This is a genomic window from Enterococcus sp. DIV1059_2 (assembly GCF_051713685.1).
Taxonomy (GTDB): Bacteria; Bacillota; Bacilli; order Lactobacillales; family Enterococcaceae; genus Enterococcus_D; species Enterococcus_D casseliflavus.
Genome location: NZ_JBIOQK010000001.1, coordinates 3,042,504 through 3,061,855 on the forward strand (window position 1 = coordinate 3,042,504; position 19,352 = coordinate 3,061,855).

At 43.7% G+C, this 19,352-nt stretch carries 18 protein-coding genes; 8 read left to right on the forward strand and 10 right to left on the reverse strand.

The genetic code is table 11. The annotated features are described in order from the left end of the window. Positions 1-166: 166 nt before the first annotated feature. From IGI72_RS14485 to IGI72_RS14495, 3 genes are all read left to right on the forward strand, one after another. Complete coding sequence (locus IGI72_RS14485; protein ID WP_005234115.1) at positions 167-415, forward strand: helix-turn-helix domain-containing protein; 249 nt, start codon at positions 167-169, stop codon at positions 413-415. 176 nt (positions 416-591) lie between these two features. Next, complete coding sequence (locus IGI72_RS14490; RefSeq protein ID WP_005228500.1) at positions 592-1,527, forward strand: ABC transporter ATP-binding protein; 936 nt, start codon at positions 592-594, stop codon at positions 1,525-1,527. Then, the gene (locus IGI72_RS14495; RefSeq protein ID WP_005228499.1) at positions 1,520-2,290 is read left to right on the forward strand and encodes an ABC transporter permease; all 771 of its coding nucleotides are present in this window, start codon (positions 1,520-1,522) and stop codon (positions 2,288-2,290) included. Before IGI72_RS14490 ends, IGI72_RS14495 begins: the two co-directional genes overlap by 8 nt. Before the next feature lie 53 nt (positions 2,291-2,343). Here the strand turns inward: IGI72_RS14495 and IGI72_RS14500 are convergent, their stop codons facing one another. Continuing rightward, positions 2,344-4,173, reverse strand: a complete 1,830-nt coding sequence (locus IGI72_RS14500) for a glucose PTS transporter subunit IIA (protein ID WP_438754660.1) — start codon at positions 4,171-4,173, stop codon at positions 2,344-2,346. 290 nt (positions 4,174-4,463) lie between these two features. Here IGI72_RS14500 and IGI72_RS14505 point away from each other — a divergent pair, with 290 nt between their 5' ends. After that, the gene (locus IGI72_RS14505) at positions 4,464-5,663 is read left to right on the forward strand and encodes an enolase C-terminal domain-like protein (protein WP_005234111.1); all 1,200 of its coding nucleotides are present in this window, start codon (positions 4,464-4,466) and stop codon (positions 5,661-5,663) included. 95 nt (positions 5,664-5,758) lie between these two features. Here IGI72_RS14505 and IGI72_RS14510 read toward each other — a convergent pair whose 3' ends face one another. The 5 genes from IGI72_RS14510 to IGI72_RS14530 form a co-directional block, all read right to left on the reverse strand. Next, positions 5,759-6,466, reverse strand: coding sequence for a GntR family transcriptional regulator (locus tag IGI72_RS14510; protein ID WP_005234110.1), 708 nt, complete (start codon positions 6,464-6,466; stop codon positions 5,759-5,761). Beyond that, positions 6,463-6,789 carry an MGMT family protein gene (locus IGI72_RS14515; RefSeq protein ID WP_074933265.1) on the reverse strand — a complete coding sequence of 109 codons (327 nt, stop codon included), beginning with the start codon at positions 6,787-6,789 and terminating at the stop codon, positions 6,463-6,465. Before IGI72_RS14515 ends, IGI72_RS14510 begins: the two co-directional genes overlap by 4 nt. A gap of 139 nt (positions 6,790-6,928) precedes the next feature. Next, positions 6,929-8,317, reverse strand: coding sequence for a glucuronate isomerase (gene uxaC / locus IGI72_RS14520; protein WP_438754661.1), 1,389 nt, complete (start codon positions 8,315-8,317; stop codon positions 6,929-6,931). Between the two features lie 16 nt (positions 8,318-8,333). Next, positions 8,334-9,410: a mannonate dehydratase gene (uxuA, locus tag IGI72_RS14525; RefSeq protein ID WP_010749907.1), complete on the reverse strand. Its 1,077-nt coding sequence runs from the start codon at positions 9,408-9,410 to the stop codon at positions 8,334-8,336. Positions 9,411-9,413: 3 nt separating this feature from the next. Further along, a complete protein-coding gene (locus tag IGI72_RS14530; RefSeq protein ID WP_438754662.1) occupies positions 9,414-11,009 on the reverse strand; it encodes a mannitol dehydrogenase family protein in 1,596 nt (531 codons plus the stop codon). Between the two features lie 188 nt (positions 11,010-11,197). Between IGI72_RS14530 and IGI72_RS14535 the strand changes: the two genes are divergently transcribed. Next, positions 11,198-11,866: a GntR family transcriptional regulator gene (locus IGI72_RS14535; RefSeq protein WP_015510256.1), complete on the forward strand. Its 669-nt coding sequence runs from the start codon at positions 11,198-11,200 to the stop codon at positions 11,864-11,866. A 97-nt stretch (positions 11,867-11,963) separates the two neighbouring features. On the opposite strand, the gene IGI72_RS14540 is transcribed toward IGI72_RS14535, so the two are convergent. Both IGI72_RS14540 and IGI72_RS14545 read right to left on the reverse strand, forming a co-directional pair. Then, positions 11,964-12,800: a YitT family protein gene (locus IGI72_RS14540; RefSeq protein ID WP_005234105.1), complete on the reverse strand. Its 837-nt coding sequence runs from the start codon at positions 12,798-12,800 to the stop codon at positions 11,964-11,966. A 58-nt stretch (positions 12,801-12,858) separates the two neighbouring features. After that, positions 12,859-13,779 (reverse strand): cation transporter, encoded by a 921-nt coding sequence (locus tag IGI72_RS14545; protein WP_438754663.1) that lies wholly within the window; start codon positions 13,777-13,779, stop codon positions 12,859-12,861. Positions 13,780-14,101: 322 nt separating this feature from the next. Between IGI72_RS14545 and IGI72_RS14550 the strand changes: the two genes are divergently transcribed. Further along, positions 14,102-14,893 (forward strand): L-threonylcarbamoyladenylate synthase, encoded by a 792-nt coding sequence (locus IGI72_RS14550; protein WP_172462582.1) that lies wholly within the window; start codon positions 14,102-14,104, stop codon positions 14,891-14,893. 82 nt (positions 14,894-14,975) lie between these two features. Here IGI72_RS14550 and IGI72_RS14555 read toward each other — a convergent pair whose 3' ends face one another. Then, a complete protein-coding gene (locus IGI72_RS14555) occupies positions 14,976-15,137 on the reverse strand; it encodes a hypothetical protein (protein ID WP_213356925.1) in 162 nt (53 codons plus the stop codon). Positions 15,138-15,386: 249 nt separating this feature from the next. Here IGI72_RS14555 and IGI72_RS14560 point away from each other — a divergent pair, with 249 nt between their 5' ends. Next, positions 15,387-16,643 (forward strand): aminopeptidase, encoded by a 1,257-nt coding sequence (locus IGI72_RS14560; protein WP_438754665.1) that lies wholly within the window; start codon positions 15,387-15,389, stop codon positions 16,641-16,643. Between the two features lie 413 nt (positions 16,644-17,056). Continuing rightward, positions 17,057-17,374, forward strand: a complete 318-nt coding sequence (locus IGI72_RS14565; protein ID WP_010749914.1) for an RNHCP domain-containing protein — start codon at positions 17,057-17,059, stop codon at positions 17,372-17,374. Between the two features lie 207 nt (positions 17,375-17,581). Here the strand turns inward: IGI72_RS14565 and IGI72_RS14570 are convergent, their stop codons facing one another. Continuing rightward, positions 17,582-19,351: an ABC transporter ATP-binding protein gene (locus IGI72_RS14570; protein ID WP_074535446.1), complete on the reverse strand. Its 1,770-nt coding sequence runs from the start codon at positions 19,349-19,351 to the stop codon at positions 17,582-17,584. Between the last annotated feature and the right edge of the window lies 1 nt (position 19,352).

The following is a 19,352-nucleotide window of genomic DNA, read 5'->3' on the forward strand; positions in this document are numbered from 1 at the left end:
ATCAAGCATACTGTATGAAACGCGTCTCAGAGCAAGTCATTTGTTTCACTTTTTGACAAAAACCGATCGCCCTTCATGTGAATCACTTCGCATATTTTGCTTTTGTTGGTACAATAAAAAGAGAACAGTGCGAAAAAAAGCGCTATTTTTTAAGGAGGACCGCAAAGTGACATTAGAAGAAGCTTTTTTATTAGACACCTTGCGTTGCCGCTTCAAATTTTTAAGAGAAGAACGCGGATTGAGCCCAAAAGAAGTATGCCAGCATCTCGATGTGTCTTACCCCGATTACACCTTATACGAAGCAGGCGATCGCTTACCCGATGTATTGACGCTGCTACACGCAGCTTCCCTCTATAATGTTTCTGTCGATTACTTATTAGGACAGACAGAACGACCAGAACGGTATTTATGCTAACAATCGACTTTATCGAAAAAACGATCAAATGGTCGTTTTTTCTTTTGCCTCTTTCCCACTTTTCATCGATTAGCAACAATTGTTATCTAATCAAATGAAAAAAATCAAATCATGCGGTTCTTCTTGAAAAAAAATGATAGAATAAACCATCATACATAGAAGGAGTTCAAACAAACATGACCTATGCACTAGAACTAACCGATTTACGCAAAGTCTATGCTACCGGCGTTGAAGCGTTGCGGGGCATAAATTTGACGGTGGAAGAAGGCGACTTTTATGCCTTGTTAGGCCCAAACGGCGCTGGAAAGTCCACCACCATCGGCATTATCACCTCTCTTGTCAATAAATCTTCGGGAAGCGTCAAAGTCTTCGGCTACGATTTAGACAAAGAATTGGTCCAAGTCAAACAACAGATTGGTCTGGTTCCCCAAGAATTCAATTTCAATCCCTTTGAAACGGTCCAGCAGATCGTTGTCAATCAAGCTGGGTATTATGGTGTCCCTCGCAACGAAGCCATCAAGCGCAGCGAAAAATACTTGAAGCAGTCAAATTTGTGGGAAAAACGCAATGTTCGTGCGCGGATGCTGTCGGGCGGGATGAAACGCCGTTTGATGATTGCTCGTGCCCTGATGCATGAACCACGGCTATTGATTTTGGATGAACCGACGGCAGGTGTCGATATCGAATTACGGCGGGAAATGTGGAGCTTTTTGCGGGAATTGAACCAAAAGGGCACAACGATCATTTTGACGACCCATTATTTAGAAGAGGCGGAAATGCTTTGCCGCAACATCGGGATCATCCAATCTGGTGAACTGATCGAAAACACCAGCATGAAGTCCTTATTGGCAAAACTGCAATTTGAAACCTTTCTTTTTGATATCGCACCGATCAAGCAAGCACCAACGATCACTGGGTATCCGATCCAAATGGAAGATGAACAGACTATCGCTGTTGAAGTCGCTCGAGATCAAGGCGTCAACGATCTTTTTGCCCAATTCAGTCAGCAAGGGATCAATGTCCTCTCCATGCGCAACAAATCCAATCGCTTGGAAGAACTATTTTTGAAAATCACCGAAGAATCACACGAAGCGGAGGAAAACCATGTTTAGTCTTTATTTTACAGCCTTAAAAAGTTTAGCGGTCAAAGAGACCAACCGCTATTTACGGATTTGGGTGCAGACCCTCGTCCCACCCGTCATCACTACTTCCTTATACTTTATTATCTTTGGGAAAATGATCGGCAGCCGCATCGGCGAAATGGGCGGCTTTTCTTATATGGAATTTATCGTTCCTGGGCTGATCATGATGTCGACGATCACTAGTTCATACTCCAATGTGTCTTCTTCCTTCTTTTCACAGAAGTTTCAAAAAAACATTGAGGAACTCTTAGTGGCGCCGGTCCCTACCCACGTCATCATTTGGGGCTTTGTCTTTGGCGGACTTGGCCGTAGTATCTTGGTGGGCACGTTGGTGACCATCATTTCCCTTTTCTTCGTCCCATTACATGTTTATTCTTGGGTCATCGTTGTCTTAACCCTTGTCATGACCGCCATCTTATTTTCATTAGCAGGGTTGCTAAATGGGATCTTCGCCCAATCCTTTGACGATGTTTCCATCGTGCCAACCTTTGTTTTACAACCATTGACCTATCTTGGAGGCGTCTTTTACTCCATCAGCATGCTGCCGCCAATTTGGCAAACGATCTCCAAAGTCAACCCGATCGTGTATATGATTTCTGGTTTCCGTTACGGCTTTTTGGGCACCATCGATGTCCCGATTTTCCTATCCATCGGTATTTTAGTCTTGTTCATTGTCGTCTTATACAGCGTATGCTGGTACTTGATCCAAAAAGGCCGCGGGCTGCGTAGTTAATTGCAAAGAAAAAAAGATGAACTTCGTTAACGAAGCTCATCTTTTTTCTTTTATTAGGCATTCAAAACGACTTTTTCCAGTAATGCACCGGCTTGGTGTCTGCCTTCTAAATCAGTACTTCCAGAAAATTGCTGCACGCGATCCATGTTGGTGATCAAAACGATCACCATGGTTTCTTTGCCTTGTTGCTTGATAAACGGCAGATCCATTTGTGCCAGTTTGGTTTGCGGAGTGACTTGCTCCCCAGCTTTGACAAAGACTTCAAAGCCTTGACCGCCAAGGGAAACTGTATCGATCCCCATATGCACAAGAACTTCAACGCCGTTTTGGGTCTTGATCCCGACGGCATGTTTTGAAGGGAACACAGTGGTGACTTCGCCACTGACTGGTGCAAAGATTTGGCCATCTTGGGACTCGATGGCATAGCCTTCTCCCATCATTTTCGTTGAAAAAACTTCATCTGGTACATCTTCTAATGGGACGTATTCACCATGGGTCACGGCATGCAGATCCACTTCGTTGGTGTAACGATCGCCTTCTGCTGCTTGATTTGGTACCAAGAACCAGCTCATGGCAAAAGATAAGCCGATCGCCAAGATGATCCCTAGAACGGCGTAGATAAAGTATTCCCCGATATAGGCTGGCAAACTAAAGATACTTGAAAGAATGTACCCATAAATACGAACACCGAAGAAACTGATGAAGGCAGAAGCCACAGAACTACCAACTGTTGCTGCGATAAAGGCTTTTTTATACTTCGACAAAATCCCGAATAACGCAGGTTCTGTGATCCCTAACAAGCCTGAAACCGCCGACGATAGAATGATCGATTTTTCTTCTTTGGTTTTGACTTTGAAATAAATAGCTGCTGTTGCGCCGGTGATTGCCATATTTGCCATAAACATCATTGGCATCAGCATATCATATCCTTGATTGGCAAAGTTTTGCAAAGCGATCGGGGTCATGGCATGATGCAGTCCCGTGAAGATTGCGATTGGTCGAATCGCCCCTACCACGATTCCTGCTAAGACAGGCGAGATAGTGAATAATCCAGCCACGCCAGCAGCCAATAAGTTTCCTAGATGGATACTGATTGGGCCAATGACCGTTAATGTCAAGATACCAGCGACAAACAACGAAATCGTCGGTGTAAACACGGTACGCAGCACTTGTGGTAAGAGTTTATCGACCCAACGGTAAATATAACTGAGCGCCAGCACGGCAAAGATAATGGGAATCACTGTCCCTGCATAGTTAAAGACGGGTACTGGCAATACGCCGAACAAACGAAAGGCGGAAATGCTCCCATCGGCTACCGCATTGGTCATCGTTGGAAATTGCAGCGTTGCCGCGATTGCGATCGCTAAATATTGATTGGTTTTAAAAATTCGAGCGGCAGAAGCAGCAACAAAAAATGGCAAGAATGTGAATACGCCGCTCGCAATCATGTCGATCACTAAATAGGTATCTGTTTGATTAGAGATGACATTCAATGCCACCAATCCAGCCATCAATCCTTTGATCATTCCTGCGCCAGCGATAGCTGGAACGATCGGACCAAAAACGCCAGAAACGGTATCCATAAATAAGGAAACGGCTCCTTTTTTCTCTGATGTTCCCCCTTGGTTCGCTTCATCAAGACCTAATTCTTTTGCTAAAGGTGCATAATAATCAGCAACATCCGTTCCTATCACTACTTGCAGCTGATTGCTTTGATATTTTGTTCCTACGACTTTGGATGTTTTTTCTAACGCCGCATAGTCGACTTTTTTCTCATCCTTTAAATCAAAACGCAAGCGAGTCATACAGTGCCATGCATTGTTGATATTGTCTGATCCGCCAACATCTTTAATGATCTGTTTTACGATGTCTTCTTTGGTCATCTTTTTTTCCCCCTGTTGTTTGCTAACGGTCCTGATCCTTTTGACGGGCGCCCTTTCAGGTGTTTCCGTTTTCACACACATAGTAGCATGCTCACACAGACTTGTAAAACCAGTCCTTTTTTGATAAAACCAGAATAAAAACGCTATATATCAACGTTTTATTATAAAATAAGCAAAAATTGGACTGGTTTTATGGTGTATATCCAGTTTTTATTAGACCAAATTGACAGCGGTTGCCAAGCATGTTTCAATGGCTATAGCAACTAGAGACAAAAATTGGAGTGAATGAAATGACACCAACGATCATCACCGACGTCAAAGCCTTTGCGATCAAACCTGATCGTCATAACCTTGTTGTCGTTAAAGTAGAAACGAACAAAGGCGTATCTGGGTTAGGTTGTGCAACCTTCCAGTTTCGCCCACTAGCCGTAAAAACCGTCGTTGACGAGTATTTACGCCCCCTCTTACTTGGCCGCGATGCCAATCAAATCGAAGATCTTTGGCAAGTGATGAATGTCAATTCTTACTGGCGGAATGGTCCGATCACCAACAATGCCATCTCAGGAGTCGACATGGCTTTATGGGACATCAAGGGACAATTAGCCGATATGCCATTGTATCAACTGTTAGGTGGAAAAGCGCGTACGGCGATTCCCGCCTATACCCATGCCGTGGCAGATAATCTCGAAGACCTTTATCAAGAAATCGATCGCTTCTTGGCTGAGGGGTATCGCTATATCCGTTGCCAATTAGGCTTTTATGGTGGAAATCCTAGCCAACTGCAAACACCCGATCAGCCCATCGCTGGTTCCTATTTTGATCAAACAGACTACATGGACACAACACTGAAAATGTTTGCTGCGATCCAAGAACGATACGGCAATCAATTTCAAATGCTGCATGACGTGCATGAACGGCTGCATCCAAACCAAGCGATTCAATTTGCAAAAGCCGCTGAGCCTTTCAATCTCTTTTTCCTAGAAGATATTTTGCCGCCGGATCAAAACAAGTGGTTGCAGCAACTCCGCAGCCAGTCGGCGACCCCGATCGCGACCGGCGAATTGTTCAATAATCCGATGGAATGGCAAGAGCTAGTCAAAAATCAACAGATTGACTTTATGCGTGCCCATGTCTCACAAATCGGTGGGATCACGCCAGCATTGAAATTGGCTCACTTCTGCGATGCGATGGGCATTCGGATCGCTTGGCATACGCCGTCTGATATCAGCCCTGTCGGCTTAGCCGTCAACACCCATCTAAATATCCATCTCCACAATGCCGCGATCCAAGAAACGATTGCGATCCCAGCAAATACCCAGTCGGTCTTTGGTGGTAGTCCACAACCTGAAAACGGCTATTTTTATCCCATCGAGAAAAGTGGGATCGGAATCACGTTCGATGAAGCAGCAGCTGCGGAATTTCCCGTGGTTTACCGTCCTCACGAATGGACCCAGAGCCGTACACCAGACGGCACTTTGATCACTCCTTAAACACAACAAAAGACATCCCCTGTCCAATCGACAGGGGATGTCTTTCTTCTCTCTGGGTAAAGACGACGCAACTGGCACATTTGCTTTCCTAAAAATCAATCGATGCGTGAGCGATGGATCTCACGGTCAAAGGGACGGATGTAGGTCACGGCATAATCAATGGCAACGATATTGCTGAACTCATACACGCGGCCGTCTTCTAAAATCGCCCGATTGCTGATCTGCATTGCCGGTGTTCCCCGCTTGCACAATAAAATACCCGATTGCGCGGTCGATGTGGTGATGGGGGTATAGCTTGTGATGTAGTGGGAAATGCGGTATCCGCAGCTTTCGACATAGCGTTGGATCGAGTGCTCCACGATTTCTTGTGTCAATTCGGGAAATAGGCTGACGGGCAATTTAGAGGTTTCCAGCTGTTCGATTTTATAATTGACGATCCGCACTCGTTCAAAGGTCCAGACTTCCTCGTCTGGGCCTATTTGGAAAATCTGCTGTTCATCCAACGTTGCTGCCGCCTTATTCAAGGAAATCATTTTGGAATGGATACGGTCATAAGGGGTGCGGGTCAAGGAATTAAAGATCATTGGGTTTTTGACCCATTTTTCATGGATAAAAATCCCTGAACCTTGTACCACTTTGACGATCCCGATCTCTTCAAGGTTTTTGATTGCTTGCTGGATCGTAAACCGCGAAACGCCATAGGTTTGCGCAAGGGTTCTTTGGTTGGGTAATTTGCCGGCAGAAAATTCTTCTTGATAGATTTTACTCAACAGATCTTGCACGATAAATTCACGTTTTTTCATAATGGCTCCTTCATTTGAGCGGGAGCGATCTCGCTCATGGACCAACTGCAAGCCTTCATATCGATACGACCACTGGCTTTGAAGACCACCCCTTCATCGACGAGGGCTGCTTTTCGCCCATTGGCGGAGGGACCAACTAAGACGCCATCTGCCCGCACGACTCGATGGGCAGGGACATCCTGAGGGCTCAAGCGCATCGCTCGACCGACTGCTCGCGCGCCGTTGATTTGTCCCAACTTCCACGCAATCTGACTATAGGAGACGACTTTACCAAAAGGGATCTGCCGCGCCAGCGCATAGACTTCTTCATAGAATGGATTCATACTGTTCGCTCCTTCTTTGATTCTTTCTATCATAGTACTGGATTCCCTGCCAATAGTAAATGAACAGACGCAACTTTAGCAATAGCCATACAAACACTCGATTCCTTCTCTAGCAAGCCAAGAACGAATCGAGTAGTCATTAGTTTGGAAAATCAAAGTAGGTTTTCGCATTGTGATAAGAGATATCTGCGACGATCTGCCCTAAATATATTTCATCTGCTGGTAGTTGTCCGTCTTCTACCCATTCACTGATCACCTGACACAAAATCCGCCGGAAATACTCGTGGCGTGGATAAGACAAAAAGCTGCGAGAATCCGTCAGCATGCCGACGAAGTTTCCAAGAATCCCGCCTTCTGCTAGGGTCGTCAACTGATATCGCATACCAGAATACGTATCATTGAACCACCAAGCAGAGCCTAATTGCAGCTTGCCTTTGCTCTCTTCTTGGAACGCCCCCATCAGCGCAGTCAACACTGGATAATCTTTGGGGTTCAGTGAATACAAAATCGTCTTCGGCAATAAGCTTTCCGCCTGAAGCTGCGCCAATGTCCGACTTAAGCCGCTCGCTAGACGATCGTCCCCCATCGCATCACCGCCGCTATCAGGTCCTAGTTGTTGGAAAAGTTTTTGACTGTTGTTGCGAGTCGCCATCAGATGCAATTGCGCGGTCCAGCCTTGCTTCGCGTATTGGCGCATCAAGTCAATCAGCAAGCCGGTTTGAAACTGTCTGATTTCTTCATTAGTCAGTGTCCCAGTGGTCAAACGCTTCTGAAAAATCGCTTCAAGTGCAGCGGTATCGTAGGCTTCCTCTCCAAGACGTGATAGACTGTGATCTGCTAAACGACAGCCCCGTTGCTGGAAGTAAAAAATACGTACGGCCAATGCTTCAACCAGCGTTTGATAGCTAGTGATTTCTTTGTTCGCAGCTGCAGCCAATTGCTTAAGGTATGCTGGAAATTCTGAATTCTGCAGATTGATTGCTTTGTCAGGACGAAAGGTAGGATACACAGCAAAGGATTCTTCTGCCAGCTTTTGATGATACGTCAACGAATCAATGGGATCATCCGTCGTACAGATCACCTCAACGGCCATCTTTTTGATCAGCCCTCGTGGTGAAAATTCCTTCGTCTGCAACTGTTGATTGGCTTTTTCCCAAATGCTTACTGCATTGGCTAGTGTCAACCGCTCATCAATACCAAAGATTCGCTTCAATTCCAAATGGGTCCAGACATATAAGGGATTGCCAATGCAAGCCTCCAAGGTCTGCGCCCAAGCACAGAATTTTTCGTAGTCATCAGCATCGCCAGTGATCAAAGATTCTGCAACACCATTGGCTCGCATCAAGCGCCATTTGTAATGGTCCCCCGCCAGCCACGCTTGGGTCAGATTGGTGAAGTTTTGGTCTTCGAAAATCTCTTTCGGATCTAAATGACAATGGTAATCAATGATCGGCTGCTTTTTTGCATACCCATGGTATAACTCTTTGGCAAAGCTGTTTTTCAAAATAAAATCGTCAGTTAAAAACATTTCTTCGCTCCTTTTCTTAACGCCCCACGCTCTTGTCGATGGCTTCCCACAACCCTAATAAGTAGGAAGCGCCGATCGCCCGATCATATAAGCCATAGCCTGGACGTCCCGTTTCTCCCCAGATCATTCGCCCATGATCTGGTCGAATATAGCCGTCAAAGCCATTTTTGTACATCGCTTCTAGGATCTGATACATGTCTAACGAGCCTTCAGAGGAGAGATGCGGTGCTTCATAAAAGTCTTTGTCATTGCCCAAGTATTGAATGTTACGAACATGGGCAAAAGGAATCCGATCCCGGCGACAAAACTCAGCCAAAATCTCATAGACATTATTGGCTGGGTCTTCGGCGATACTGCCAGTACAAAGTGTGATGCCATTTGACGGACTGTCGACCACGTTACAGACCCAATCCAGATCATCACGGTTTTTAACGATACGCGGCAGACCAAAAATCGAATAGGGAGGATCATCTGGATGAACAGCCATCTTGATGCCGACCTCTTCGCAGGTGGGAATGATGGCTTTTAGGAAATAAGCAAAGTTTTCTCTTAATTTGTCATCATCGACATCCTTATACGCAGCAAACAATTCTTTGACATGTGCCAAACGTTCTGGTTCCCAGCCTGGCAAGGTATAGCCAGAGCTTGACTCCTCAACTTCTTTGACGATCTCTTCTGGGTCTTTGTCGATCCCTGCTTTTTCAAATGCCATCGTAGAAGAACCATCGGCTAAGCGATAATCGAGATCCGTTTTGATCCAATCAAAAATCGGCATAAAATTATAGCAGATCACTTCGATCCCGTATGCTGCCAAATTACGAATCGTTTCTTTGTAGTTTTCGATATACAGGTCTCTCGAAGGCAAGCCAATCTTGATGTCATCATGAATATTGACACTTTCGATCACCTTCAGAGAAAGTCCAGCTGCTTCGACTTCTTCCACGAGCGCCTTGATCCGTTCTTTGGGCCAAACTGCCCCAGCAGGCAAATCAAAAAGTGTGCCGACGATGCCTTTCATCCCAGGAATTTGACGGATATCTGCTAATTTGATTTTATCGTATTCTTTTCCATACCAACGAAATGTCATTTCCATTTTTTATTCGATCCCTTCTACTGTTTCATGTAATGTTTTACGAACTGCGCCGGTTCCTGTTAGCATCTTAGTGAACAAGTGACCCACATTTTCAGCGATTCCTGCTTGATAGAGATCCAAACCAAAAATCTGCGGATTTGCTAAGATTGGTCGAATGATCCCTTGAACATCGGCGGCTGGCCCCAACTGACACTCATGTAAAATCTCTTGCAATTCTGCTAAGAGGGGATCAGGACTTGGGACAAATGGATGGCCTTCATCATCGATCGCTAAGAGATAACGCAACCAGCCAGCAATCGCTAAGGGAATGAAAGTCAGCTCAGAAGCCGAGCCTTCTTTCTCCACATACTTTTTGATGGTTTCGCCAAAACGGATGGCGATTTTCTGTGAGGTGTCTGCGGCGATGCGCTGTGGGGTGTCAGGAATCAGCGGATTCGGTAAACGAAGACCGACCACCTCATCGATAAATTTCTTTGGCTGAATGATCTCAGGATCTTCCACTACCGGCAAGCCTTCACGATAGCCGATTCCTTTGATCAAAGCGACAATATCTGGATCGGTCATTTCCGCAGCAATGGATGTATAGCCGAGTAAACAGCCGAACAAACTCATTGCCGTATGCAGTGGATTCAAACAAGTTGTGACTTTCATACTATCGGTTTTGTCTACGATCTCTCGACTCGTCAAGATCACCCCCGCTTTGTCTAAATTCGGGCGACCGTTCGGGAAATCATCTTCAATCACTAAATAATGAGTCGCCTCTGTATTAGCAAACGGAGCGATCATCGTTCCTTTATCGGTCCGAATGACTGGCAGCTGCTGAATGCCAGCTGCTGCTAATTCTTCTGCAACTGCTGTTGAAGGATTTGGCGTGATCCGATCGATCATTGACCACGGAAACGTCACTTGCGCGTTGTTTTCTAAGTATCGGACAAACGCTTCTGAAATATGCCCCAGCTTTTGCCACTCTTTTGCGATGGTGACAATCGCCGCTTGGAAACGGAGCCCATTTTGCGAAAAATTGTCGGTAGAGACCATAGCGATCGGAAGAGCCCCTGATTGAAAACGATCCCATAAAAAGCTAGCCAAAATGCTCATTGTATGGTTGACCTGATGAGGACCCGCAGCGAGATCCGCTTGGACGACAGGCAAAAAATTCCCCTGACTGTCTTTTAAGCCATAGCCTTTTTCTGTGATTGTTACGGTGACCAATTGTAGTGACGGCTCACGAAATACTTTGCGTATATGCTCATAACTCGCAGTGCGGGAAGGATGGCAATAATAACTAGCCGCCGTTGACTGGAGCAATTTTTTCTCCAACCGTCCCCCTTCGTGCATGATCACTTCTAAAATGTCATTCTCGTAAGGCGCGTACACTTGATCGATCACTTGTTCATCAAAGGTTTCACACACTACGATTCCTTTTGACAACGCTTGTTGATCGATCAACGTTTGGGCTACTTCTGCGTGAAATGCCCGATACAAATTTCCCCCACCAAAGTGTAGCCATTGAAACTGAGTATCTGATTGATCCCTCACTTCTTTGGGAACGACCGGCATCGTAACTCCTGCCTGCTTCAAGGCAGTAAAATCAAACATCCTACTTCCTCCTTTTTCTTAAAACTGATATATTAGTATTCTAGTTCATTCCATACTGAATTGCAAGCCTTTACAAAAGGTTATTCAACTTATATACTAGTTTTATTACTCAAAACTATCCCTAGGCACTTTCCTTCAGAGTTTTTCTTTCGAAGGTAATTGAATGCCTGATACAGAAAGAAGCGTTTATGTTGAACCCTACAAATTTTCAATCACAAGCTTATGAATCAATCAAAGAGTTGATTTTAACCGCCAAACTGATTCCCGGTCAAAAAATATCTGAAAAGGAATTGGAGCAACGACTAACCATCGGCAGGACGCCGATCCGTGAAGCAATTATTCGTCTGCGCCGTGAAGCACTGATCCATGTCGTTCCCCAAAGCGGTACCTATATTTCTAAAATCAGCATCAAACAAATTGAAGAAGCTCGTTTTGTCAGAGAGACGCTTGAAAAAGAAGTATTCGTAGCGGCCTGCCAAGCCGTTACAGAAGAACAACTGAAAGAACTAGAAAAACTCGTTATTTTGCAGCGGACCTATGCCCAATTGAAGGATGAAATCGAGTTTTTCCAACTCGACGAGGCCTTCCATCAGTTGATTTATAAAATCGCCGACAAAGAAAATGTCTGGAATTGGCTACAAACGATCAATCTGCCATTAAATCGCTTCCGCTTCTTACGTTTAGAGGTGGAGGAATTGTCTTGGGAAATTATTTTGCGAGATCATGAAGAAATCTTAGCAACCTTAAAAGAAAAAGACCAAGCCAAAATTGCTCCCTTGGTCGGGCAACACATTGATGTCATTGATAACGATCTGGTTTTTGTGGAAAAAGCCTTCCCCGATTACTTTACGGAGTAAAGCTATTTGAAAATCATGGACCTTAAAAACCACCCTCGTCGAGTAGATAGCCTACTTGACGAGGGTGGTTTCATACGCTGAACAAGCGAGAATACGATCATTCGATCGGGTGATAACTAAAACCTTGCCCCAGTACTTCTGAGACATTATTGACGATCACAAACGCTTTTGGGTCAATAGTCTCAATGATTTGTCTGATCTGCATAAACTCTTGGTCGCTGGCAACGATCAGCAGCACTTGCTTGTCGGCTTGCTGGTAACCGCCTTGGGCAGCCAACAGGGTCGCGCCCCGAGCTGTTTTATCAAAGACCGCTTCTCGAATCTCATTCACGTGGTTTTCACTTAAGATCATGATAGATTTCTTTCGGTTAAAGCCGGTTTCAATGTAGGTCATCACACCAGAGGTGATCACGATCGATAAGATCGCAAACAAGAACTCTTCAAACCCGAAAACGAACAAGTTCATGGAAACAACGATCGCATCGGTCGCCAGCAAGCCGATCGCTGGATTCAAATTAAAGTATTTCTTGAAAATCAGCGGTGGAATCGTTGTGCCGCCGCTGGAAGACTGATTTTTGTACAAAATCGCTACTCCTAAAGCAAAAATCGCACTGCCAAAAATCACGGAAAGCAACCGGTCTTCAGCCACCATATATTCTGGGACTAAAGCAATTGCTACTGGAAAAGCAAAACTACCATAGAGGACTTTCAAAAAAGGCCCCTTCCCTAAAAAGGCATAGGCAAGAATAAGCATGAGAATATTCAAGACCATGATCACAGCCGCTCGATCCCAACCGAGTGCTGACTCTAATAAAATACCGATTCCGCTGACACCGCCAGCTGCCACATGATGCGGTCCTAAAAATAAATTGATGCTTGCCGCTAACAAGAAAAGTGCTGCGGTGATTTTTCCATAGGTTTTCAGAATTGTCATTTGTTTCCTCTTTTCTCTGTTATTTTCACGGTTTATTCAAGCTGCTTTGCAGCCATTCTTACTCCTCACTATACGCCCATTTGATGTCACCGACAAAATTTATGTTTAGCCAGAGGGAATAACCGGAAATCTGTTGGCTGATTGCCTGATTCAATCGTTCTCGCAAGGGATCTTGCTGACCTACTGTATCGAGAGGAGTTGCAGGTAAAATCACTACATCTAATTCCACAATGACTTGATTACCGACTTTGGCGGTACGTAACACAAAGTCCACCACTTCTTCTGCGCGCAATTCTTTTTCAACGATCGTCATGATGGTCTCCCGCAGTTCTTCTTTTGGAGTAGAAGAAGTCAATTCTAAAATCGCTGCTTTCAACTCTTTTATCGAAAGCTGGATAAAGAACAAGGTGATCCCGATGGAGATGATTGGGTCGACATACATCGCAAAATTCCCATAGGGACTGACTTGGATCAGCCAGGACACAAGAAATGAACCGACGACACCCAGACTAAAGAAAAAGCCGAAACGCCATTGTTCTAGTTCCACCCAGTAAAAGGGATGGGTCAGTGGTTTCTTTTTTAAGTACAAGTAAAAAGAAAAGCAGTAGATCGTTCCAACCAGTGAGAAATACAAACCGATTGGATCAATCATGCCATCACTGACGTGTAACAAACTAAAAGCAGATTCAATGATTCCATAAATTGAGATCAGCAGGATGATACTATATTGAATAAATACCACTAATGGCATCAATGCCTCTTTACCGAATGGGAAACGTTCAAAATCTTGGGCTTGGATATATTTTGCCACATACAAAGCAATCAGTGACATCACTGCCCCAATCAATGTATAGACCCCATCTAACAAGAGGACGTTATAACTGACCAGCAACCCAAAAAGCAAGGCACCGCCACCATAGATACTCCCAGCGACAATCGATGCCAACAAAAGCTTGCGTATTTTTTTCTTTTCACTCATGATACTCCTCATCTTTCACAAAAAAACTATTCTTTTGATTGCGTTGTTCTATCTATAAGCCTATCTTCCCATATAAATAACATGAAAAACAGTCAATTTTTTCATACAAAGCGGAAAAAAATAGTGTTGCTGTCAATCATTCACTCTATTCTCTAATGACGTATATACGGTTTTCCTCTTCCTCTCTTTTTACATTCTGGTGTAAATCCCCTTGACTACACAGATTGATTCCCTTATCATCAAGGGTAACCATATTCAATCAGAATTTTCAGAATATTCCGTTATATTTTTCATGACGGCGATTCATTGGAAGACAGGGAGGATGAAGAGAGTGAAAGAAACAAAACAAGTTCCATGGACAGGAGAACCAAATCAACGTGCGATCAACTATTTGAATGAAGAAAGCAAAGTAATCGTTTGCCCAACCAAAGTCGGCTATATCATTGCCGTCTCTGATAAAAAAGGGCTGGAACGCAAGTTTTCAGCGAAAAATCGTAAGCGTAACAAACCAGGCGTCGTTCTTTGCAGCTCATTGGAACAACTACATGAATTAGCCGAACTAAATGCGGAAACCGCCGCCGTTTACGAAACTTGCTGGAACAATGACGTGTTATTCGGTGCGATTTTGCCTTGGAAAGAATCAGGAAAAGCCTATATCCCAAACGATGGTTCAGAAGAATTGATGACGGACGTTCGGGGAACCAGCTGTTTTGTGATCAAATTCGGTGTCCCTGGTGAGCAGATTTCAAAAGAACTTTGGGATCAGAAAAAGAAATTGCTTTTCGCCAGCTCAGCGAACCCTTCAGGCAAAGGAAACCGCGGACTTGTTGAAGGGATCGGCGAACAAATCGCGCAAGAAGCCGATCTAATCATTGAAGGCAACGACTATGTTGCATCGATCCAACCAGACAAAACGCTGGAAACCCGCTATGAGCAAGGAGTCATGGTTTCTTTCGTTGATAAAGACGGCAACTTGATTCCAGAGCAAGGAGACCAACGCTCCATCACTCCCGCACCTGTCTTGATCCGTAAAGGACTCGATGTTGAAAAAATCCAAATGTACCTTTCTGATCACTTCAACTCATGGGACTATCGCCACGGGGAGTACTATTGATCTTTCATCGTCAACAAAGAACCGAAGAACGAGCTAGCTGCCTCCTTTTCAAGGAGAACCGCTAGCTCGTTCTTCGGTTTTTCTATCGTGTTTCTTTCAAAAGCTGAATGATCTGTGCCTGTTGTTTGATGATCGTATCTTGTTGCTTGATTTTAATCCAGTTTGGATCAATTTGGATAGCTGCTCCGAGATTTTTGTGGAAGATGCACAATCTTCGTAATAAACTTTCGTGAGCCATCTTCATTATTTTTGAATCTCCTCATCTAATTCATTATTTACTAGGTATTATCGATAGTTTTCTTTCTATAATGCTCCTTGTCTTCTCTTGATCAGTCACTATTTTCTTAAGCAGGCTATCAAAGTAGTTTTTCTAAAATTACCATTATTTCATCCTTAATTTATAAAACAACCTAATTTTTTGGTAGAATAAGAAAAATAGCTACCTATTTTAGATCGATATTTGAATAAAGTTCTTTTAAAAGATTGGAGAAATATGACATCTACTAAAAAAAACGAGAGTATCAGTGAAGCTGCACTGATAAAATATGCGAATCTCGCTGTACAAATTGGCGTAAATGTGCAAAAAAATCAATTAGTAATCGTTCACAGTGATCTTGAACATGCCGAATTCGCCCGTTTTGTTCAAAAAGCTGCTTACAAAGCAGGTGCTTCTAATGTGGTGATGGATTGGACAGATGAAGAAACCACCAAGCAGCAGTTAGTGTATGCAACCGTTGAGACGATTGCTGAATTTCCAGAGTGGAAAATCCTCCGTCATAAAGCATGGATCAATCAAGGAGCAGCTTTCATCCGCATTATTTCAGAAACACCCGGCATCTATAACACGGTACCCTCAAATCGTATGAGCTTACTTCAGAAAACCACCCGTAAATATTTGAACTTCTATTATGAAAAGACCAGATCCTATGAAATTCGTTGGAATCTTGTAGTGGTACCTTCTTTTACTTGGGCAACCACACTTTTTCCTACTTTTAATAAAGAAGAAGCTGTCAGCAAGTTATGGGGAATGATATTAAAAGGTGCCCGTGCTGATGGCGAACACCCTTTTAACGACTGGCAAATTCATGATAAAAACTTGGAAGCTAGGAAAAATTTTTTAAATTATCAACAATTTACCCAGCTATATTTTTCCAATAAACATGGCACTGAATTAGCAATTGGTTTACCAGAAGATCATCAGTTTCTTGGTGGTAGTGTCCAAGATAGACAAGGAACTCGCTTTTTCCCTAACATACCAACTGAAGAGGTTTTTACCGTTCCTCATAAATACAAAATCAATGGAAAATTGACGGCCTCTAAGCCGCTTATATATGGTGGGAATATTATCGATGATTTTTATTTGGTTTTTGAAAAAGGTAAAATTATTGATTTTCATGCCTCTGTAGGACAAGAAATACTGCAAAATATCATAGAAACTGAAGAGGGAACTCACTATTTAGGCGAAATTGCTTTAGTCTTTAATGATTCTCCCCTAGCTCAGATGAATAGTCTTTTTTACAATACTTTACTTGATGAAAATACAGCTTGCCATATTGGAATCGGGAATGCCTCGCCAGCGGGTCTAAAAAAAGGAATTCACTTGTCTGAGAGTGCCTTGAAGGAAGCTGGTCTGAATCGGTCATCTCAATTGATCAATGTGTCCTTTGGTACCAAAGACTTGGAAGTGATCGGCTTAAAAAAAGATGGCACAAAAATTCCACTTATGCTTTCGGGGAAAATACAATTTTAGCTTTTCCGCACATCCACTCCAGGAATTTTAGAAAAATAGACAGAAATGTTTCATCAGATAGAACCCTTTAGCAAAAAATTGTATCTTTTAAAGCGAAACCCATTTCTGCTATAATACCCTCATAAACACATAGGAGGTACTCGATAAAAAAGCATTCCTCAATTGCTTTCTAGGGGACGACGCCAATGACAGTGACTTTGGACTACACTTACTGCTGGGTTGTGGGCTGCCGCAACACAGTGCTTAGCACAAAACGAAAAAACTAAGCGTGGTACGGATTGCGAAATCGCATGAAGCTGGAAGCAGAAGTAATCGTTACGGACGGTGAATGTGTCCCTAGCCAAAGAAGCCTGATGAAGAACGAACGGAACCCTTTTCTCTCAAAAGAAATCATTCTTTTGGAGGAAAGCAAAATGAGAAAAGATGAAAATACGACCTTTGTTTGTAAAAACTGCAGTACGCCTGTGGCACCCTTGACCAATGGTTCTTACCGCAACCATTGTCCCCAGTGTCTCTACTCGTTACACGTGGATATTCGCCCGGGTGATCGTCAAAATACTTGCCATGGCTTGATGCGACCGATTGACTATCGCCAACATTCCAAAAAAGGCTATCAGCTGCTGCATGAATGCACCCGCTGCAAAAACCAGCAGTGGAATATCGTGGCACAGGATACGCAACAGCCAGACCATTTTATTGAGTGGTTGGCTCAAACCGCTGCGTATCACTAAAAAAAACAAAGAAGACCATGCTTAAGGCTGGTCTTTTTTGGTTATCAGAACAACGGACCCCTTATACCACTAACTGCTCATAAACATTGACGTCATAAGAAGCGCTTGCTTTAACCTAAAAAAACAGCCCGCTGTTTCGTCGATTGGTTGACGAAATTGCGGGCTGTCCTGCTAGTGTCTTCTTGATGATTTTACGTTGGTTTGCGCTTATTCAAAAACGAATTGATTGTGATACAGTTCTGCATAAAAGCCGTCAGCCGCCACCAATTGATGGTGATTGCCTTCTTCAATGACTTCGCCGTCCTTCAAGACAACGATGCGGTCGGCATTCAAAATCGTCTTCAAGCGATGGGCGATCACAAAACTGGTTCGTCCTTTGATTGCTTCATCCATTGCTCGTTGAATTTTCGCTTCGGTCACGGTATCAACGTTACTGGTGGCTTCATCCAAAATCAACAATTCTGGATTGGTCAAAATCGTTCGGGCAATACTCATCAATTGTTTTTGACCAGTACTGAAAAGATTGTTCTCTTCGGTGATCTCCGTGTCATAGCCTTTTTCCAACGTCATAACAAACTCATGGATATTGGCTTGTTTCGCTGCTGCAATGACTTCGGCTTCAGTCGCTTCTGGTTTCCCAAAAGCAATGTTTTCGCGAATCGTCCCTGAGAACAACACGGATTCTTGCAAAACGATTCCCACTTGAGAACGCAGCAGATCCAAGTCTAGCTCCCGGATGTCGATGCCGTCAAAGGTCACAGAACCACCATTCACATCATAGAAGCGATTCAACAGGTTCATGATGGTCGTTTTTCCTGAACCCGTCGGTCCGACTAATGCGACCATTTCGCCTTTGTTGACTGTGATCGAGACATCTTTTAGGACCAATTTTTGACTGTCATACCCAAAGTCCACATGATTCAAAGCAACCGCCTCTTTGATGCCCTTCACTTTGATCCCGTCTTTTGGTTTGACTTCATCAGGTTCATCAAACATTTCATTGATTCTGCGCGCACCGGTGATCGCCAATTGAATCATGCTGTAACCAGAAGATATCTGCATTAATGGTTGATAATACTGCTGCGAATACTGGACAAAGGTCACAACTAATCCTAAAGCAACGGAACGTTCTAAGTCACCGTTTAATGCTAACCAGCCACCAAAGAAAATCACGATTGCCGTGTTCAACAAGGACATCCCTTGCATCAATGGGAAAAGCAGCCCAGAGTAGACTTGCCCTTTGTAGGTAGCTTCGCGGACTTGTTGGTTGTGGACCAAGAAACCGTCGATGGTTTCTTCTTGCAGTCCATTGGTGATGATGATTCGTTGACCACTGATTTTTTCATCAATATAGCCGTTTAATTTTCCGACTTCATCTTGCTGCAGATCGACATATTTGCGGGCTTTTTGGATCACGATCACCGCGATTAAGACCGCAATCGGGGTAGAAGCAATCGTTGCCCATGCCAATTCAACGTTTTGACGGAACATCATGATCAAGATTCCCACCATTAAGACTACATTGGTCAGCACTTGCAACAATGCTTGGTTCAGACTGTTTTGGATGTTATCCAAGTCACTGGTAAAACGGCTCAAAATATCACCGTCTTGATGAGAATCAAAGAATTTGATCGTCAATTTTTCCAGTTTATTAAATAAACCGATCCGCATTCTGTTGGTTGATTTCCCCACCACTTGCGTGAACAAGATACTATAAACAAAATTGGCTGCACTGGCTAAGACATAAAAAATCAACAATTTCCAAATGATCGATAGAAAAGCTGATTTATCATCGACCCCTTGCATCAAACCACCAACATAATTCGCCAACTCTTGGAACGCTTCTCCGACAAAGACTGGCGCTTGCACTTGCAGATACGTTGCCAGAATCACCGTCACAAAAATGAATAGAAACGACCACTTGTATTGTTTTAAGTAATGGTAGAAAAATTTACTCGCTTTGAACAAATCTGTCATG

What these genes read in the sequence shown, in the direction of transcription:
- IGI72_RS14490 (WP_005228500.1), top strand. Translation starts at nt 592, where the DNA reads ATGACCTATGCACTAGAACTAACCGATTTACGCAAAGTCTATGCTACC.
- IGI72_RS14495 (WP_005228499.1), top strand. Translation starts at nt 1,520, where the DNA reads ATGTTTAGTCTTTATTTTACAGCCTTAAAAAGTTTAGCGGTCAAAGAG.
- IGI72_RS14500 (WP_438754660.1), bottom strand. Translation starts at nt 4,173, where the DNA reads ATGACCAAAGAAGACATCGTAAAACAGATCATTAAAGATGTTGGCGGA.
- IGI72_RS14505 (WP_005234111.1), top strand. Translation starts at nt 4,464, where the DNA reads ATGACACCAACGATCATCACCGACGTCAAAGCCTTTGCGATCAAACCT.
- IGI72_RS14510 (WP_005234110.1), bottom strand. Translation starts at nt 6,466, where the DNA reads ATGAAAAAACGTGAATTTATCGTGCAAGATCTGTTGAGTAAAATCTAT.
- IGI72_RS14515 (WP_074933265.1), bottom strand. Translation starts at nt 6,789, where the DNA reads ATGAATCCATTCTATGAAGAAGTCTATGCGCTGGCGCGGCAGATCCCT.
- uxaC (WP_438754661.1), bottom strand. Translation starts at nt 8,317, where the DNA reads ATGTTTTTAACTGACGATTTTATTTTGAAAAACAGCTTTGCCAAAGAG.
- uxuA (WP_010749907.1), bottom strand. Translation starts at nt 9,410, where the DNA reads ATGGAAATGACATTTCGTTGGTATGGAAAAGAATACGATAAAATCAAA.
- IGI72_RS14530 (WP_438754662.1), bottom strand. Translation starts at nt 11,009, where the DNA reads ATGTTTGATTTTACTGCCTTGAAGCAGGCAGGAGTTACGATGCCGGTC.
- IGI72_RS14535 (WP_015510256.1), top strand. Translation starts at nt 11,198, where the DNA reads ATGTTGAACCCTACAAATTTTCAATCACAAGCTTATGAATCAATCAAA.
- IGI72_RS14540 (WP_005234105.1), bottom strand. Translation starts at nt 12,800, where the DNA reads ATGACAATTCTGAAAACCTATGGAAAAATCACCGCAGCACTTTTCTTG.
- IGI72_RS14545 (WP_438754663.1), bottom strand. Translation starts at nt 13,779, where the DNA reads ATGAGTGAAAAGAAAAAAATACGCAAGCTTTTGTTGGCATCGATTGTC.
- IGI72_RS14550 (WP_172462582.1), top strand. Translation starts at nt 14,102, where the DNA reads ATGAAGAGAGTGAAAGAAACAAAACAAGTTCCATGGACAGGAGAACCA.
- IGI72_RS14555 (WP_213356925.1), bottom strand. Translation starts at nt 15,137, where the DNA reads ATGAAGATGGCTCACGAAAGTTTATTACGAAGATTGTGCATCTTCCAC.
- IGI72_RS14560 (WP_438754665.1), top strand. Translation starts at nt 15,387, where the DNA reads ATGACATCTACTAAAAAAAACGAGAGTATCAGTGAAGCTGCACTGATA.
- IGI72_RS14565 (WP_010749914.1), top strand. Translation starts at nt 17,057, where the DNA reads ATGAGAAAAGATGAAAATACGACCTTTGTTTGTAAAAACTGCAGTACG.
- IGI72_RS14570 (WP_074535446.1), bottom strand. Translation starts at nt 19,351, where the DNA reads ATGACAGATTTGTTCAAAGCGAGTAAATTTTTCTACCATTACTTAAAA.